This window comes from Qipengyuania marincola (assembly GCF_029688625.1).
Classification (GTDB): Bacteria; Pseudomonadota; Alphaproteobacteria; order Sphingomonadales; family Sphingomonadaceae; genus Qipengyuania.
This window is the reverse complement of the sequence record NZ_JARULC010000003.1, coordinates 677,027-693,309: the sequence shown is the minus strand read 5'-3', so window position 1 is coordinate 693,309 and position 16,283 is coordinate 677,027. Positions and strand designations below refer to the sequence as shown.

Genomic DNA, 16,283 nt, shown 5'->3' with positions numbered 1-16,283 from the left:
AAGCTGGCGCGCCGAATCATCGTAGATGCCACCACCAGCTGTGATGTGGGGCTTTACGTAAGTCCAATGTATCGAGGCTAGTTCGATCCCACTGGTCTGCCTACTAATTTTGCCGCGTCCGGATCGTAGGAAAATTGGGTGATCGAGCCGTCTTTGATCTTCTCTACGGCCTCATCGATGACGAAGAGCGGGACAAGGAACCATTCGCGCGGTGAGACATGATGGCCGAAGCGATCCTGAATCTCGATGTTCAGCCTAGCTCGACCGAACAGGCGGTGGATCAGCTTCTCGAGCCTCGCGCGGTTGATGTTGAACAGCTCATAAGTTGCGACGACTTCGACATCGGCCATCAAATAGGTCGGATCCAGCTCTGCATTGGCGATCCGCTTTTCGACCTTACCGCCGGTCACGCCGATCTTATGGAGCACGTTTCGATGCTGTGCGATGCGAGGGTTGTCTGATTTGCTCCGCAGAACGTAGATTGTTCCGCTGGCCAGATCCTCCTCGTCGTTTTCGCTGGCGAAAAGCGGGCCAGCAGTTGGTTCGGTGATGCGGCGACCAGCTTCATCCTTGTAGAGTGCCCGCTGCAGTGAACGCAGTAGCAGATCGCTCTCGGTCCCGTTGGAATAGATCACACGTAGCCGCGCATCGGTCTCACCATTAGGTGCTTTGATTGGCTCTCCGACATGCGCAACATATACCATCTGTCCTCCAAGGATGAAGAACTGCCCGTCGCCGATATCTGCCTTCAAGAATCCAGAATCTTTGACAAAGGGGCGCGTGGTTCTCGTCCCGGCATCGAGATCGGCCTGGACGGCATCAAATAGCGGTTTGAACCGGTCAAAATCCTCGCACCGTTCGCGGTTGGCAATTTCCTCGGCGGCGCGCTTCTCCGTAGCCGACCGGACATGGCGCAGCTGTGTGATATCGGAGCTGCCCGCCGCGCCATCGAGTTCGGCAAGCAATTCGTCGTCATCCATGTCCTCTACCGGCGCCGATGGAGTGGGTTCTGCCGTCGTCAGCAGACCCTGATGATCGAGGGGCGTCAGGAGTTCGTGATATTCAGACAGGCTACGTAGACGGTCGAGGCGGACCGCGTAGAGCCGCTCGAAAATATCCCGATCCTCGCCATGCTGCGGTGCGCGACCGTTTTGATCGACGAAACGCTGGATTTCCTCGAAACCTGCGATGACGCGCTCCTCCTTGGCCGAACGCTGGACCTTCTTTTCGGGTTGGGCAAAATCCGCCAGCTCATTACGCAGGTCATCAAGATCGAGATCACTCATAGCGGCCCTCGTCCTTGAACCGCACAAATGCCGCCGCTCCTTCCGCCATCCGCTTTTCCCAGGCGTCGGCCGAGCTGATCGACGGCAGGCGCCCTCGCTCCTTCTTGAAGCGGACCGCACGCACGGCCAATTCCTTCGCCTCCTCAGGCGTCAGGCTCGTACGCTTAGCGGAAATTGCTGCGGCAACCTGTTTCAGGCTGTCTTCGCTCATCGTTTTGGCGAGGATGGCGTAGGCTTCACCGAAGGGGTTGATCCGGTCGATCAGATCGATGTCGAGCTCGCGCACATCCATCGCAAATTTGCGGACACCGTCGATCAGGGCGGTGTTGGCTCCCGGTTCCTTGTCATCGCCAGCGGCAATACGCGCTGCCTGCTGAGTGAGATTCAGAGCAGCGATCGCGTGCTGGCGTACCGCTTCCCGATCTTCTTCATCCAGCTCCGGGTACTTGTCCTTGATGATCTTGCCCAGACGTACCTGGGTGAGTTCTTCAGGCACCAGCTCTTCATCGAACAGGCCGCGTTCGATCGAGCGCTTGTCCTGCACGAAGGTGGCGATCACCTCGTTCAGATCTTCGCGGCAAATTCGCTCTGCCTCGGGGCTCTTGGGCTCTGCCAGCCCCTTGATCTCGATCTGATAAGTGCCGCGCTCCTCGTTGAAGCCGACATTGCAGCGATCCTTGTCGTATCCGGCTTCGCCATAGTCGAAATCGGGGTCTGCCTGGCTGGTCGGCGTCTTTGGTTTGAATTCGAAACGCGGAGCCAGAACTTGTTCCATCAGCAGACTGGCCGCGATGGCCTTCAGCGTATCGTTGATCGCCTCAGTCACCACGGATTCCGCAGCATCCGGTTCGGCGATCAGGTTGGTGAAGCGCGCCCGGGCCTTGCCCGGCGCATCGCGGGTGGCGCGGCCGATGATCTGGACGATTTCGGTCAGGCTGGCTCGATAGCCCACAGTCAGCGCGTGCTGGCACCAGATCCAGTCGAAGCCTTCCTTGGCCATGCCGAGAGCGATGATGATATCGACGTGATCGCGATTGTTCTTCTGGCTAGCGTCTTTCAGCGCCGCCGACACGCGATCGCGTTTGCCCGGATCATCATCGACCAGGTCTGCAATCCGCAAGGTGCGCCCGTCCGCTGTCCTGACCAGCTGGAACCCGGTTGCATCATCTGTGCCCAGCCAATCGCCGAGCTCCTCGATGATGTGCTCCACCTCCCGGTGCTTGTCCTTCGTGCTTTCGCGCGAATTGACACTGGGGATGTGGATGATGGTCTTTTCCGCCGGATCGAGCACCTCTAGGATGCTGTCGGAATACGGCCCCGAGTAGAAGAAATAGCCGATATCGAGGCTTTTGAGATGTTCATAGCCGTTGAGCTGCTCGTAATAGGTATAGGTCACGCTGTCGAAGCGCGCTTCGTCCTGCGGAGCCAGCACGGCCTCTGCATCACCACGGAAGTACGAGCCGGTCATGGCCACAATATGCACCTTGTTGCGTGCGATCAGCTCGCCCAGATGCGTGCCCAATTTGTTGTCCGGATTGGCAGAGACATGGTGGAATTCGTCCACCGCGATCAGGCGATTGTCGAACGCTTCCACGCCGAACTTGTCGACCGCAAAGCGGAAGGTCGCATGGGTGCAGACCAGCACCTTGTCGTCGCTCTCAAGAAAGCTGCCCAGCGCATTGACCTTACCGCCATCGGTGCCCGGCGCGTTGCACAGGTTCCAGCGCGGCTCCACATGCCAGTCCGCCCAGAAACCATATTGGCTGAGCGGTTCGTCATTGAAGCTGGAGCCGATGCTTTTTTCCGGCACCACGATGATCGCCTGGCGCAGATCCTGATTGGTCAGCTTGTCGAGCGCGATGAACATCAGCGCGCGGCTCTTGCCCGATGCCGGCGGCGATTTGATCAGCAGATACTGCTCGCCCCGCTTTTCGAAGGCGCGTTCTTGCATCGGGCGCATGCCCAGCTCGTTCGACTTGGTGGAGGCGCCGCTCTGCGCATAGCTGACAGAAACGGAAGGGACGGTCTTGGTCATGTGTCGGGCATCCCTTTTGATCTCTCTGCCATTGCGCGGGCCAGATCTCGCGCGCCATGGAAGACTGCCAGCACAGTCACCGCCTCTGCGGAAACTTCATAGACGACGATGTAGGGCAGGCCCGTCACGGAAAGCTCTCGCGTATCGGGTACGCGGCCGACATGGCCCATATTGGGGTAATCGCCCAGCCTGCTGACGCTATCGGAAATCGCATAGAAGACCCTCTCCGCCGCAGCCCGATCTTCAAGCGAGATGTAGTCGATAATTGCATCAAGATCGCGCCGGGCGGCGCTCGCATAAGTGACCCGCATCAGCGGCTAAAGCCATGTTTCGCGGCGATTTCGGCATGAACATCATCGGCGGGATGGACGCGGCCCACACGCGCGTCTGCAATCCCTTCCTTGATGCGCTCCACCTGCCAGGCATTGGCTTCCAGATATTGCTGCAGTGCCTGATTGATGACGTAATTGCGCGACCGGTCGAGCGCATGGGCAATGGAATCGATCTCGCTCACCATCTCCTTCGCTGCGCGAATGGTGATGGGGGAGGTGGCTGGTTCATGTCCCATAGCTGGCTCCTGTAATGATGCAGGTGTAATCACGTGTATTCATACCAGCATTAGCGCGGTAGCGCCACAAAATTAGACGCGGTAATTTTCCAAGAATTTCAAGGCCCACGCTGGCGGTGACGGCCAGCTACGACCGCCCTTTTCGTGCCAAGTCACGCTGCTGTCACCGATCAAGCTGTTGTCCAGCAAATGCTGGACCAGAGCGTCATGGTCATAGAGGTAACACGCGTCGCCGTGAAAGAATGCGATATGGATGCCTTTGCCCAGATATTTCTTGTCGATGCAAAGCCGCCCCTTCAGCTGCACCTTGATGAAGGTCTCGCCATCGATGTGGCAGGCGATGAAGTCAGCTCCCTGCCAGTCATCGCTCAGTCGCAGGCAGTTGAAGCCGTAGTCGGCCAGTTCCGCAGCGACCTTCTGGAAGTTGTAGTTTTCCTGCTGACGGGAGTTGAGATCGGCATAGGTTATGCGGGTGAACATCAGACCAGATCTTTCTCGACGGCCTTTTTGAGCCACTTGGGCTCTCCCGAAAGCTGCGAGAAAAAGACATTCTCAGGAACGTCCTGCCAGAAAGCGACGATGGCATCCGAGAAGCGCTCAAGGTCAGCATCGCCCACTTCGAGATTGGTGTAATCCAACGCTGACAGGAAAAATCCCGGCAACTCGTCCTTGGCGCCAGCAACCTCAGGAGCTTTCTCCTTCAATTCTTTGAACGAGTTGCCATTGCCGTGTTTGTAGACGTTTACGACAAGATGGCAGATGTTGAGATCGGCGTAGTACGGGCGCTCCCGCACAGGCCACTGGCAGCATTCAAGAAAATCAAAAATGTCGCCGATCACAACCCTCCAAATGGCGGCATTTGTATGCTCGCCAAGCCGGTGGTGGCCCATCTCCCGACCCAGCCAGTCACGCAGCTGTTTTTCCCATTCATGATACATACCAGCGATGATGCTGAGACGGGTCGTCTTCTGTAGATCCACCAGACCCTGATAAAACGACACCGCTTCATCCCATGATTGCTCATAGGCGTCCGCTGGATCGTCACGGTCCGGATCAAAGTATTGCGCTCTGCTAGCAAGCCAGTCCTCGGCATGCTGATCCGCATCAGCCTTCATCGCTTCATCATTGAATTGCGTCAGCAATCGGCCCTTCGCCTGAGCGACATAAAATTCATGATTTGCGACGAGGTGGTCGCGAAAAGGCGCCCACATTTGCAGAAAAACGCGATCTGGCTCGCTCATGCGGCCGCCTTTTTGCCAGTCATTTGGGTGTAGAGTTCGAATAGCTTTTCGAGGCGTTCAGTGTCGTTCTTGAAGCGGCGGCCGATGTAGATGCGTTCCAGCACCTCGTCATTGGCGGCATGAGCATCACGCAATTCCGGGAACTGCTCATCCATCTTCTCGGGATCGTAGAGTTCGGCGATTGTGGCCGGGAAATACGCTTCCCTCGCCAGCAAGATTTTCTCCGCGCAATAGCTGAGATCGGCCTTGTTCTTCTCGGTGAGCGGGGGAACCGGAAGGGTGTTCCAACCCAAGGTGTTCGAAAATCGATAGTCAGTCTTAATCTTACCGCAAACCGTTGCGATCCAAGACAGTGCGACCTTTGAAACGAGCACTGCTATGTTCCACAATGGCGGATCGAAGAACGCAAAACCCCCATCACCAACAATCGCGCCTTTCGGCAAGGTGGCCACTGGGAAGAATTCTCTTTCCTCCGAAGAGTGCCGGGGGATCTGGAAGACAATCTCATTGCCGCGCTGTCGAACTTGTTGGAATGCGTACGGGCTATCCGCACCAGCCTTCGTCAGCTCTTTGTCGCTTTCGTTTCTCATCTCCGCAACGATGTCGAAACGCTTTTGAAAGCCCGGTAGATCCTTGAGGGCCTCGTACTGCGCCTTTGAAGCCCAAATGCAGTAACGCCCTTCGCCGTGCGTTGCGTCGTGTGCCCCAAAGAATGGCCGAATTACCTGAGATTCTTGGCCAGCCTCCGAGCGCAATTGGTGTGCAAGATCGGCATCAAAAATCAACCCGCCCCCGTCAGCCGGTTTGCTGCCATTCACAACGGCTTGAAGCCCTTGAATGGGCTTCGACTTATTCTCGACGTAAACGTCATGATACGGCACTAGATAAGCGTTGATGTTTGGGACATCACGGACCGTGTCGTCTTTTTCGCTATACAGCTTCGCCATCCCTGACTGTCGCGAAATCCCGACAATGCAAACTGTGACACCGGCATTCTTGGCGGCAAGGTTTTTCCAGCTGAAGGACGTGACAGCGAAATTGATCCTCAGCTGATCTTTGATGATGCTTGGCCAAAACCGAAATACCTGCTCGCCTTGGCAGATGGAGTTTGTCGAAACGAACGCTGCTGCAGAATTCTCCACCTTCCCGTAATCGGCAGCCTTCATTAGCCAACCGCAAACGTAGTCCAGCGACTTCCATGCGTCGATCCTGCCACGAAACACTGCTTCCAAATCGGCTTTGCGCATTTCGGCTTCGCGCTTGAGACGTGCCTTCGTTTCCTTGCTCGCACCTTTTGGAGCCTTGGTCGTTGCGCCAATATATGGCGGGTTCCCGCAGATATAGGTCTCACCACCTTCGTTCTCGAAGTCGATCTTGGCCTGGTCCAGCGGTGCACCGTAAAGATCGTCGGCGAAGATCTTCCCGCCGCCTTTGCCGGTTGGCTCGCAAACCGTCAGCCAGTCGAGCCGCAGGGCATTGCCCTGGACGATCCAGTTCTGCGCATCGAGCGGCAGGAATTCGGCCAGCGCGAGCTTCTGCCCGCGATAGAGTACGTCGGACTGAAATTCCGCGATGATGAGCGCGAGCCGGGCTATCTCCGCCGGAAAATCACGCAGCTCGATCCCCCGAAAATTGGTCAACGGGATGTCCGATCCCCGATCGGCCTCATCGCGGCGCTGATTGATCTCCGCCTCGATCTTGCGCATTTCCTTGTAAGCGATGACGAGGAAATTGCCCGATCCGCAGGCCGGATCGAACACGCGGATCTTCGCCATCCGCTTGCGCAGGTTGAGCAGCTTGACCTTGTTGTCGCCTGCCTCCTCCAGCTTGGCCCGCAGATCGTCGAGGAACAGCGGGTTCAGTACTTTCAGGATGTTGGGCACGCTGGTGTAATGCATACCCAGCGCGCCGCGCTCCTCATCATCGGCCACGGCCTGGATCATGCTGCCGAAAATATCGGGGTTGATCTTCGTCCAGTTCAGCCCGCCGATATGGATCAGGTAATTGCGCGCCGACTTGTTAAAGCGCGGCACATCCAGCGATCCGCCAAACAGTCCGCCATTCACATAGGGGAAGGGCCGCGCCCAGCTCTTGATGCCTTCCGCCTCATGCTCTTCCTTGCGCGTGTTCATCGCGCGGAACAGCTCAGCAATCACTTCATGCGTGTTGGAACTGTCCCGCTCGCTCATCTTCTCGACCGTCCCGGTGAAGGGATAGCTGGGGTGGAAGATGCTGGTATCCTCCGCATAGAAGCAGAAGATCAGCCGGGCCATGAAATGGTTCATGTCCGCGCGGCGGGCGGCGGTGTCCCAATCGGGATTGTGCTGAAGTAACTCCAGATAGAGCTTGTTGAACAGGCGGGTGGCGCGAATGTCGAACGAGCTTTCGCGCAGCTGGGGAATGGTGGTGATGCCCGCCAGCGGCAGGAAGAAACCGAACTTCTCGGCAAATTCGGCATAGGGGCAGGAGAGGATGTCCCCGCTCGTGAGATCCTGAGCCTCAAGCATATCACCATCGGTCGCGAGGATGAACTTCGCCTTGGCCTTCGCGGTGGCAGGGCTGTCGCGCAGTGCCGTGAGCGTATGCGTGACCTCACCCGGCGCGGCGACGGCGATGTGGATTTGGTTGCGCTGAAGAACCCCGCCCAGATCGGACTTGTTGGTGTTGCCAGAACGCAGCCGCTTGATCTCGGTGGGCTTGCGCCCAAAGGCTTCCAAAAAGGCGTAGGGGAATTCTGCCGCGTCAAACGGCTGCGCCGCCAGTATCTCAATGGCTTCAGCGATTTCTGTGGCGTTCATTCAAATCTCTCGCGGGATATCCGATGCTCATGCGAGTAGCCATGAATTTCAGGATTGAACTCAATCATCGATCTGGTTGAGCGTAATGGGGGTCGATTTCACATCACCCAGTAGAAGTACCCGAGCGACACGGTGTCCGGCATATCCCAAGGCCACGCCTGAAGCTGCCAAACAGCCCAAAACAAGATGATAGAGTCCTAGATCGCCGCCAAGTACACTGCGATCCATTGCGGCAGCAATAATCGCAATTCCCAAGAAACCTATGGCCGAGACACGGAGGAAATTCGCCAATCGACTAAGCTGCCTCTCGAGTTCCTCGTGATCCGACAGACGCGCCATCAACTCTCTCCCATCAGTTCGAATACCGCCGCGACTTCCTGATTGGGTGAGGTCCGGTTCGTGTGACATGTCTTGAAGATGTAAGCACCAATCTTGCCAGCCTGCGTGGGGGTCAGTTGCAGACCTCTTTTTGAGGACTCGGCGAAGATCTCCGAAACCAGTTGGCCGACGGCCACGCCGACATCGTCAGGATGAAGGCAATCCGTTCCGGTGACGAGCCATGAGAATGAAATGCCGAAACGTTCGCAGAAAGCCAGAGCGACGGAGAGCGGTATCTCGCGTTTGCCGGTCTCATAATTTTTGTATCCGCGATCGGAGATATGCAGCAACGCCGCTACCTTACTCTGCGGAAGATCGTGATCTTTCCGGGTCTCCAACATTCGACCACCGATGGCAGCTGCATTTATCAACTGGACAAATGTTCCCTTTATATGCACAAATGTGCACGAATGACGATTCGCGTTCCTATTTATACCGCTTTGTGCACCAGGAGGTCCAAATGTCTACGCTTGAGGCTGTTGAATTGATCAGTCCGCGGCAACTGGCGCGACGGACCGGATGGGCCGAGAAACGCATCCGAACCCTAATCGACAACCGGCACCTCAGGTACATTCGGATCGGCACCAGGTATCTTCTCCCAGTGAATGCCGTGGATGAATACATTGCTCGCGAGATGGTCGAACCAGTCTCCGAGGTGAAAGCGCGGGGCGAGGGCGATGATTGAATCCTGCCCAAATTTGAGCCGCGCGCTTACCGCCGAAGAATGGGTGGAGAAACTCGCTGAGCGGGGCATCAAGATATCGGCTCGTTGGCTGAGGGAGCGAGCCGTCGAGCTTGGTACCTTCCGGAAGATGGGCCGGACTGTCTTGATCACACCGGAAAATTTGGATCATATTTCTGAAAGTTCAAACCGATGCCGCTCGAAGTCTATAAGCGTAAAGGGAAATGGTGGGTCCGGGGAACGATCGAATACGGTGGTACCGCGATCTCAGGCTACTACCGCAAAAGCACTAGAGCATCTGAAGAGGCAGGCGCGTGGGAATGGTGTCGTGAGGAAGAAAAACGAGTCCTGAACCGCCATCTGAATGGCGAAACCGCTGGGGAAGAGGAGCTTGGTCCGAAGGCGCCCGATCTGACGTTCGCAGATGCAGTCTTAAAATACAATGCGAAGCCAAAGGAAGCGACTTACCTCATTCCTATCCTTACAGAAATTGGCGCGATTCAAATAAAGAACCTAAAGCCATCGCTAGTTCGTAAGTTGGGCGAGAAAATCTATCCAATGGCGTCGACAGCGACATGGACGCGCCAGATAATCACGCCCGTGCGCGCTGTCGTTAATAACTTATATGATGACAGCGACGGAACAGTGTATCGGATTCGCGGTTACACTAAGGCTGAGAAGGTTGCCCAGGATAAAAAGCGGGGTAGCACGGGCCGAAAGAAATACCCTCCGGCAGATTGGGATTGGCTGCTTCAATTCCGAGAACATGCCCCACAAAAAATCGCAACTCTTGCGTTGATGATGTTCGCGACCGCCGGGCGGATTTCACAAACAATTTCAATGCATCCACACAAGCATGTGGATGCTGCTGAAGGAAAAGTTTGCATCCCAGCAGCGAAAGGGACCGAAGATCGATGGATTGCCGTTCCGCCCGAATTGATGGAAGAGCTGCTGGCGCTAACTCCAGAGTATCCTCGCGGTTGGCCAAGGGTACCAGAAAATCTTCGCCTGTTCGGATACGCGGGCCGGTCAGGCCCCTTGAAATTATGGAGAAAGGCCTGCGCTGATGCGGGAATTCGCTTCATCCCATTTCATACTGCGGGTCGGCATGCATTTGGCCAGGAGATGAATGTTCGAGAAGGTGTAGATGCCAATGCGGCCGCTCATCACGGCGGCTGGGAAGACATCAACCTGATGCGAAAGGCGTACACCCACGTGGAAGAGGCTGAAGACAAGATCAATCGCGCGCTCCGTCGCGGCCAACGGAAGGCTGAACGGCGGACCAAACTCAAGCTGAAAAAGGAAGGCTGATTGTGTACGACATTTGTACGAAGCCAGGTCGCAACGAGCCGCATTTTCCCGCAATGTTCCGCGAGAATGGGTCGCGGACGAAAAATCGGCTCCAAAAATTCCCTATATTTCAAGGACATTTATGGTGGGCGCGGCAAGGATTGAACTTGCGACCCCACCCGTGTGAAGGGTGTGCTCTACCACTGAGCTACGCGCCCGCCCGGTGCATCGCACATCAGGACAGGGGCGCGCCTTTACGTGGCGAATCGCTGCGTGGCAAGCACGCGCTATCGAGCCAGCAGTGTTAGCAGCCGGGTGAGCCAGCCTCCGGTTTGATCTCCCTCGCGCACGGCGGCGACCGGGGTGGGGCATTCAAGGCAATAGGCCTGCATGCCCTTGGTGCCGAGCAGGCGCGTCAGGTCGCTTTCGATGCGACCGAGCACGGCCTGCCGGCGCAATGCGAAAATCGCGACCGTGTCGTTCCCGCCGCCGCTCTCGGCGTCGTCGCGCATGAAGCTGCGCAAGAGCGTGTCATAGCGATTGGGCTGGCTGCCGAGATAGCGCGGATGCCAGTCATCGCCCAGATCAGCTTCGCCGGCGACCCAACCCAGCGCTTCGGTTAGGCCGCCATACTGGTCGACCAGCCCGACCTGGCGCGCAGCTCCGCCATCCCACACGCGCCCCTGGCCGATGCGGTCGACCTGAGCGCGCGACAGATTGCGCGAGGCGGCAACACGGTCGATGAAGTCCTCGTACCCATTGGCAACGCTCGCCTGGATCATGGCATCGACCTCGGGCGTGAACCCGCCGATCAGATCCGGCTGGCCCGAAAGAGGGCTGGTGCGTACGCCATCGCTCGTCACGCCGAGGCTGGCAGCTGCGTTCTCGAAGGTCGGGATGACCGCGAAGATGCCAATGGAGCCGGTGATGCTTTCGGGTTCGGCAAAGATGCGGTCCGCAGGCGTTGCCACCCAATAGCCACCGCTTGCCGCCACATTGGCCATGGACACGGCGATGGGAATGTCGCGCGCCTTGTGGCGCAGGATCGCATTGCGAATACGTTCCGAGGCGAGCACCGAACCGCCCGGCGAATCGACCCGCACGACAAGCCCTGCAAGATCATAGGCAAGCGCCTCGTCGAGAAGGTCGGCAATCCGGTCGCCGCCCGCGGTTCCGGGGCCAGCTTCGCCATCGACGATCTCTCCGGCAATCGTCACGACGCCGATCGGCTTGCCGGCCTGGCGGAGCGGGTTATCTTCGAGCCATGCAGCCAGTTCGGTCGCGGGATAGGCGCCGGGCTCGTCGCTCCAGTCGTCCGCGCCGACCAGCTCGACCACGCGTTCCTCGAACTGCTCGCGAGTCCCCAGCCGGTCGACAAGACCAGCCTGCTTCGCGGCGGTCGCCAGGTCGCCCTGCGCGGCTTCGATCCAGGCGACCGGATTGCGGGTAATCCGCTCGATGTCGACCGCCGGGCGCGCCTTCTTCACATTGGCGAGATATTCCTCCCACAAGGCACCGTAGAGCGCGCTGTAATTCTCGCGCGCTGCGTCGGACATGCCGGAGTTTGCGTAGGGTTCGACAGCGCTCTTGTATTCGCCGACCTTGTAGACGCGTGCGTTGATCTCCAGCCGGTCGAGCAGGCCGGCGTAATAAAGCCTTTCGCCGCCGGGTCCGGCGACGACTGCACCGCCGAGAGGATCGACCCACACCTCGCTGGCATGGGCGGCGAGCATCATGGAGTCGTCAGTATAGGCCGTCGCATAAGCGAGGACCGGCTTGCCTGCCGCGCGCACCCGGTCGAGCGCCGCGCCGACTTCCTGGAGATGGACCTGGCCTGCGCCAATGAAACGGTCGAGATCGAGCACGACGGCCGTCATCCGGTCGTCCTGCGCCGCGGTATCGAGCGCGCGGACGAGGTCGCGCGCCTGATACTCGCCGACCGGCGCGGTCTGCGACAACAGGGCGGCTATCGGATCGACCTGGGACCGTTCCTCCACGATCACGCCGTTGAGGTCGAGCACCAGCGCGCCTTCGCGCACCTCTGCCGGGCTGGGTCGCGCAGTGAGGATTGCAAACAGCGCGGCGAAGAAGAGCAGCATGAAGATGAGCACGAGCCCATCCTTCACTCCGACCAGTAACCGCCAAACCTTGCCTGCGAACCGCATATGCCAAAATCTCCTGTTGCGTCCTAGCTAGGCGCGCACCGGCCACTTCGCCAGCGATAAGCGCTTGAGCGGGCGAAAAGCCTCGACTAAGGGCGTGGCTTCAATGGCATCGACGGAAACTTCGCCCCACGCGGCCCGCTATCCTGCGGGTGCGCAGGCATTCCCGCACCGCGACCTTATCGGCATCGGCCATCTGGAGCGGCACGAAATCCTGTTCCTGCTCGACGAAGCGGAACAGTGGGTGGCGCTCAACCGCCAGCCGACTAAGCATAACGACCTGCTCGGCGGTCTCACGGTCATCAATGCCTTCTTCGAAAACAGTACACGTACGCTGCTGAGCTTCGAGATTGCGGGCAAGCGGCTGGGGGCGGACGTCGTCAACATGCACGCCGCGACCTCGAGCGTGAAAAAGGGCGAGACCCTGATCGATACGGCTATCACGCTGAACGCGATGCGCGCGGATGCGATCGTGATCCGCCACGGGTCGAGCGGGGCAACGCAGCTGATCGCGGACAAGGTCGATTGCCCGGTGCTCAACGCCGGCGACGGGCAACACGAACACCCCACACAGGCCTTGCTCGATGCGCTAGCACTGCGCCACGCCCTGCGCGAGCGCGGCGAGGCGGCGGAGGACTTCACCGGCCTGGTCATCGTGATCTGTGGCGATATCCTGCACAGCCGGGTCGCGCGGTCCAACCTGCTGTGCCTCCAGGCGCTGGGGGCGACGGTTCGCCTCTGCGCGCCGCCCGCCCTTATGCCGGTCGGGATCGAGGCGATGGGGGCTGAGGTCTTCCATGATTTCGACGCTGCGCTCGCGGGTGCGGACGTGGCGATGATGCTGCGCCTGCAGACCGAGCGGATGAGCGGGCAGTTCATCCCCTCCGCGCGCGAATACCACCATCTCTACGGGCTCACGAAACAGCGGCTTGCCAATGCAAAGCCCGATGCGCTGGTCATGCATCCCGGCCCGATGAATCGCGGGGTGGAGATCGACAGCGAGGTGGCCGACATGATCGACCGTTCGATCATCACGCGTCAGGTCGAGATGGGCGTCGCGATCCGCATGGCCGCGCTCGACGTGCTGACCCGCCGCGGACGCGGGGCCGAAGGCTGGGGGGCGACGGCATGAAGCAGGTGCGGCCCCTGACCATCCTCAATGGCAGGCTGGTGACTCACGGCGGCATTGCCGATGGCGCGATCCGGCTCGTCGATGGCACGATCGAGACCGTTGGCGATGCTACCGCGCAAGACGGCGACGACACTGTCGATGCGGGCGGCAAGCTGGTTGCCCCCGGGCTGGTCGATCTTGGCGTGTTCGCGATCGACAAGCCGGCCTTCCATTTCGGCGGCATCACCCGCGCTGCGCTGATGCCCGACCAGTCCCCGCCGCTCGACCTGCCGAGCCGCGTTTCCTACATTGCCAAGAGCGGCAAGCCGGACCTGTGGGTTCATCCCCTGGCCGCGGCGACGCGCGGGCTGGCGGGGCGCGAGATTGCCGAGATCGCCCTGATGCGCGATGCCGGGGCCCGGGCCGTGGCGACGGGACGGGGCTGGATCGCCGATTCCGGCACGATGCTGCGGCTGCTCCAATATGCCGCCATGCTCGACATGGTCGTCATCACCCATGCCGAGGATGCGGCGCTGACCGGCGAGGCGGTGGCCACGGCGGGTGAATACGCGACGCGCCGCGGCCTGCCCAGCGCTCCGGCCGAGGCCGAAGCCATCGCCATCGCCAGAGACATCGCGCTCGCCGAATTGGCCGGTGCGCGCCTGCATTTCCGGCAGGTTACAACCCATGCGGGCCTGGAACTGGTGCGGGCGGCGAAGGCGCGCGGGGCTCCGGTGACCTGTGGTGTCACTCCGGCCCATTTCATGTTGTCCGATCTTGCCACGGTGGACTTCCGCACTTTCGCGCGCCTCTCGCCGCCGCTGCGCGCCGAAAGCGACCGGCAGGCCGTGCGCGAAGCGATTGCCGACGGCACGATCGACGTTGTCGCCAGCGGGCACGATCCGCGCGGCCCGGAAGACAAACGCCTGCCCTTCGCCGATGCCGAACCCGGGATGGCGGGGGCAGAAACGCTTCTCGTCATGGTGCTGTCGCTGGTGCGTGACGAGATGATCGACCTTGCCCGCGCCTTCGACCTGCTATGCAGCGCGCCTGCCCGCATCCTTGGGGTGGAGGCGGGAATCCTGCAAGTCGGGAAAGAGGCCGATATCGCGATCATCGATCCGGCGAAGCCATGGATCATCCAGAGCGCCAAGATGGCGGCGACGGCCGGCAACACACCATTCGACGGACAGCCGACACAGGGGCGCGTCACCGCGCTCTACAAGGGTGGGGTCCCGATCGACCTCTGATACGAAAAAGCCCCGCCCGGATCGCTCCGGACGGGGCTGGCGAAGTCTGATGGAGTGCGGCTGTTACCGCGAAGCGACCCGTACCTCGTTGCGCACCACGTTCAGGGCGCCGGGAAGCGGATTCGATGCAGCATAGGCGATGCAGCCGCCGCCCGAGCGCTTGACGGAGCGGCACATCGACTGGGCCGAGGCCTTGGCAAAGCCAGCCGCAGCGACGCGGTAGTAGATCTTGCCGTTCACGCGCGCCTTGGTGATGACGCGTTCCGCATCGGAGAGTTCGGGATGGCGGCGCTGGAACAGCTTCCACGCGGCCTGCGCGTCGGACATCGAGAAATACGAGCCGAGCTGGATATTGTAATCGCCCGACATCAGCGTCGCGATGGCGGAGCTTTGCGGCGCGGGCTTGGCAGCCTTTGCGACACGCGGTGCAACCGCAGTCTTGGTTGCAGCCTTTGCGGGGACCTTCTGGACGACGTCGCGCGACACGAACCGGGTCCCGTTCACGACCATGCCGGCATCGGCCAGCGCAGCCTCGCCCTGGTCGGCAACCGCCTCGGGATCCTCGAAGCGAGCCGCGGGAGCCGCATCCATCTTCGGGGCCGGTTTGATTGCGGGCAGTTCTGTCGCAAGCGCGAAGTCGCTGCGCGCGCTTTCGCCAGCCGGTTCGACCTGTGCCGTAGCATCGACCTGTGCCGCCGCTTCGGCAGCCAGCTCGTCATGCGCCGGGTGGTTCGCCAGTGCGAGCATTGCGGGCTGGCCCGGATCCTCGACCGGCTCGATGCCGAGCAGATTGGCAACGCGCACGGTCGGATGGCCGGCCTGCGCCATTTGCGCCCATTCGTGCAAACGCGCGTCGAGCTGGTCACCTGCGACATCCTGCGATGCAACCAGACGTGCATTGCGCCAGTCACCCGACAGGGCAAGGGCATAGGCGAGGTTCTGGCGCACCTTCGCGGTGTTCTGTCCGCTGCGCAGCGCATTGTTGAGGATATGCACGCCCTGCTGCGGCTGACCTGCCAGCGACAGCGCAAGGCCGAAATCGGCCGGATCGATCGCGTTCTGGTACTGGCGCAGCACATCCTGCGCACCGCCGAAATCGCCGAGCGCGGTGAGCGACAGCGTGTAGCTGATGATGGTGCGCGTGGCGGTGTCGCCAAGCTCCACCGCTTCGCCGAAGGTCTCGGCGGCCGAAGCGAACCGGCCTGCCTCGAGATAGGCGTTGCCGAGCAGGGTGCGCGTCTGCGCATCGCGCGGCGCAGCCAGCACTGCCGCTTCGGCATGCTGGATTGCCCGGCTTTCCTTACCCTTCGCAAGCGCGGTTTCGGCCTTGGCGACCGAGTAATTGTGCGACGGCGCAACCTTTCCTGTACAACCGGCAAGTGCCGTGGTTGCCAGAGCCGTGGTCACGGCGAGCCGGACGAACCGGGCGTTGCGGGCCGGGATGGTCTTGGCTTTGCTGTCGTTGCTCATACTCTTTCCCCT

At 60.0% G+C, this 16,283-nt stretch carries 15 protein-coding genes and 1 tRNA gene; 4 read left to right on the top strand and 12 right to left on the bottom strand.

Annotated features, from left to right (window positions below; genetic code table 11):
• Positions 1–77 precede the first annotated feature (77 nt).
• The 9 genes from P8Q88_RS13355 to P8Q88_RS13315 form a co-directional block, all read right to left on the bottom strand.
• Positions 78–1,286 (bottom strand): GIY-YIG nuclease family protein, encoded by a 1,209-nt coding sequence (locus tag P8Q88_RS13355; protein ID WP_278324322.1) that lies wholly within the window; start codon positions 1,284–1,286, stop codon positions 78–80.
• On the bottom strand, positions 1,279–3,321 hold the full coding sequence (locus tag P8Q88_RS13350) for a DEAD/DEAH box helicase (protein WP_278324321.1): 2,043 nt from the start codon (positions 3,319–3,321) through the stop codon (positions 1,279–1,281). Before P8Q88_RS13350 ends, P8Q88_RS13355 begins: the two co-directional genes overlap by 8 nt.
• Positions 3,318–3,632: a type II toxin-antitoxin system RelE/ParE family toxin gene (locus P8Q88_RS13345; RefSeq protein WP_278324320.1), complete on the bottom strand. Its 315-nt coding sequence runs from the start codon at positions 3,630–3,632 to the stop codon at positions 3,318–3,320. Before P8Q88_RS13345 ends, P8Q88_RS13350 begins: the two co-directional genes overlap by 4 nt.
• On the bottom strand, positions 3,632–3,889 hold the full coding sequence (locus P8Q88_RS13340; protein WP_278324319.1) for a CopG family ribbon-helix-helix protein: 258 nt from the start codon (positions 3,887–3,889) through the stop codon (positions 3,632–3,634). The genes P8Q88_RS13345 and P8Q88_RS13340 overlap by 1 nt, the downstream gene beginning before the upstream one ends.
• A 72-nt stretch (positions 3,890–3,961) precedes the next feature.
• On the bottom strand, positions 3,962–4,369 hold the full coding sequence (locus P8Q88_RS13335) for a hypothetical protein (protein ID WP_278324318.1): 408 nt from the start codon (positions 4,367–4,369) through the stop codon (positions 3,962–3,964).
• On the bottom strand, positions 4,369–5,130 hold the full coding sequence (locus P8Q88_RS13330; protein ID WP_278324317.1) for a hypothetical protein: 762 nt from the start codon (positions 5,128–5,130) through the stop codon (positions 4,369–4,371). The genes P8Q88_RS13335 and P8Q88_RS13330 overlap by 1 nt, the downstream gene beginning before the upstream one ends.
• Entirely contained in the window at positions 5,127–7,928 is a 2,802-nt protein-coding gene (locus tag P8Q88_RS13325; RefSeq protein WP_278324316.1) for a class I SAM-dependent DNA methyltransferase, read from the bottom strand. The genes P8Q88_RS13330 and P8Q88_RS13325 overlap by 4 nt, the downstream gene beginning before the upstream one ends.
• 60 nt (positions 7,929–7,988) lie before the next feature.
• Positions 7,989–8,267 (bottom strand): hypothetical protein, encoded by a 279-nt coding sequence (locus tag P8Q88_RS13320; protein ID WP_278324315.1) that lies wholly within the window; start codon positions 8,265–8,267, stop codon positions 7,989–7,991.
• Positions 8,267–8,677 (bottom strand): helix-turn-helix domain-containing protein, encoded by a 411-nt coding sequence (locus tag P8Q88_RS13315; protein WP_278324314.1) that lies wholly within the window; start codon positions 8,675–8,677, stop codon positions 8,267–8,269. The genes P8Q88_RS13320 and P8Q88_RS13315 overlap by 1 nt, the downstream gene beginning before the upstream one ends.
• Before the next feature lie 8 nt (positions 8,678–8,685).
• Between P8Q88_RS13315 and P8Q88_RS15090 the strand changes: the two genes are divergently transcribed.
• Both P8Q88_RS15090 and P8Q88_RS13305 read left to right on the top strand, forming a co-directional pair.
• A complete protein-coding gene (locus P8Q88_RS15090) occupies positions 8,686–8,991 on the top strand; it encodes an excisionase family DNA-binding protein (RefSeq protein ID WP_446532564.1) in 306 nt (101 codons plus the stop codon).
• 189 nt (positions 8,992–9,180) lie between these two features.
• Positions 9,181–10,299, top strand: a complete 1,119-nt coding sequence (locus tag P8Q88_RS13305; protein WP_278324312.1) for a tyrosine-type recombinase/integrase — start codon at positions 9,181–9,183, stop codon at positions 10,297–10,299.
• A 122-nt stretch (positions 10,300–10,421) separates the two neighbouring features.
• On the opposite strand, the gene P8Q88_RS13300 is transcribed toward P8Q88_RS13305, so the two are convergent.
• A tRNA-Val gene (locus tag P8Q88_RS13300) sits at positions 10,422–10,496 on the bottom strand.
• A gap of 69 nt (positions 10,497–10,565) precedes the next feature.
• Positions 10,566–12,443: a signal peptide peptidase SppA gene (gene sppA / locus P8Q88_RS13295; protein ID WP_278324311.1), complete on the bottom strand. Its 1,878-nt coding sequence runs from the start codon at positions 12,441–12,443 to the stop codon at positions 10,566–10,568.
• Between the two features lie 103 nt (positions 12,444–12,546).
• Here sppA and P8Q88_RS13290 point away from each other — a divergent pair, with 103 nt between their 5' ends.
• Both P8Q88_RS13290 and P8Q88_RS13285 read left to right on the top strand, forming a co-directional pair.
• Positions 12,547–13,572: an aspartate carbamoyltransferase catalytic subunit gene (locus P8Q88_RS13290; RefSeq protein ID WP_278324310.1), complete on the top strand. Its 1,026-nt coding sequence runs from the start codon at positions 12,547–12,549 to the stop codon at positions 13,570–13,572.
• A complete protein-coding gene (locus P8Q88_RS13285) occupies positions 13,569–14,801 on the top strand; it encodes a dihydroorotase (protein ID WP_278324309.1) in 1,233 nt (410 codons plus the stop codon). The genes P8Q88_RS13290 and P8Q88_RS13285 overlap by 4 nt, the downstream gene beginning before the upstream one ends.
• 63 nt (positions 14,802–14,864) lie before the next feature.
• Here the strand turns inward: P8Q88_RS13285 and P8Q88_RS13280 are convergent, their stop codons facing one another.
• Positions 14,865–16,271: an SPOR domain-containing protein gene (locus tag P8Q88_RS13280; protein WP_278324308.1), complete on the bottom strand. Its 1,407-nt coding sequence runs from the start codon at positions 16,269–16,271 to the stop codon at positions 14,865–14,867.
• Positions 16,272–16,283 lie beyond the last annotated feature (12 nt).

What these genes read in the sequence shown, in the direction of transcription:
- P8Q88_RS13355 (WP_278324322.1), bottom strand. Translation starts at nt 1,286, where the DNA reads ATGAGTGATCTCGATCTTGATGACCTGCGTAATGAGCTGGCGGATTTT.
- P8Q88_RS13350 (WP_278324321.1), bottom strand. Translation starts at nt 3,321, where the DNA reads ATGACCAAGACCGTCCCTTCCGTTTCTGTCAGCTATGCGCAGAGCGGC.
- P8Q88_RS13345 (WP_278324320.1), bottom strand. Translation starts at nt 3,632, where the DNA reads ATGCGGGTCACTTATGCGAGCGCCGCCCGGCGCGATCTTGATGCAATT.
- P8Q88_RS13340 (WP_278324319.1), bottom strand. Translation starts at nt 3,889, where the DNA reads ATGGGACATGAACCAGCCACCTCCCCCATCACCATTCGCGCAGCGAAG.
- P8Q88_RS13335 (WP_278324318.1), bottom strand. Translation starts at nt 4,369, where the DNA reads ATGTTCACCCGCATAACCTATGCCGATCTCAACTCCCGTCAGCAGGAA.
- P8Q88_RS13330 (WP_278324317.1), bottom strand. Translation starts at nt 5,130, where the DNA reads ATGAGCGAGCCAGATCGCGTTTTTCTGCAAATGTGGGCGCCTTTTCGC.
- P8Q88_RS13325 (WP_278324316.1), bottom strand. Translation starts at nt 7,928, where the DNA reads ATGAACGCCACAGAAATCGCTGAAGCCATTGAGATACTGGCGGCGCAG.
- P8Q88_RS13320 (WP_278324315.1), bottom strand. Translation starts at nt 8,267, where the DNA reads ATGGCGCGTCTGTCGGATCACGAGGAACTCGAGAGGCAGCTTAGTCGA.
- P8Q88_RS15090 (WP_446532564.1), top strand. Translation starts at nt 8,686, where the DNA reads ATGTTCCCTTTATATGCACAAATGTGCACGAATGACGATTCGCGTTCC.
- P8Q88_RS13305 (WP_278324312.1), top strand. Translation starts at nt 9,181, where the DNA reads ATGCCGCTCGAAGTCTATAAGCGTAAAGGGAAATGGTGGGTCCGGGGA.
- sppA (WP_278324311.1), bottom strand. Translation starts at nt 12,443, where the DNA reads ATGCGGTTCGCAGGCAAGGTTTGGCGGTTACTGGTCGGAGTGAAGGAT.
- P8Q88_RS13290 (WP_278324310.1), top strand. Translation starts at nt 12,547, where the DNA reads ATGGCATCGACGGAAACTTCGCCCCACGCGGCCCGCTATCCTGCGGGT.
- P8Q88_RS13285 (WP_278324309.1), top strand. Translation starts at nt 13,569, where the DNA reads ATGAAGCAGGTGCGGCCCCTGACCATCCTCAATGGCAGGCTGGTGACT.
- P8Q88_RS13280 (WP_278324308.1), bottom strand. Translation starts at nt 16,271, where the DNA reads ATGAGCAACGACAGCAAAGCCAAGACCATCCCGGCCCGCAACGCCCGG.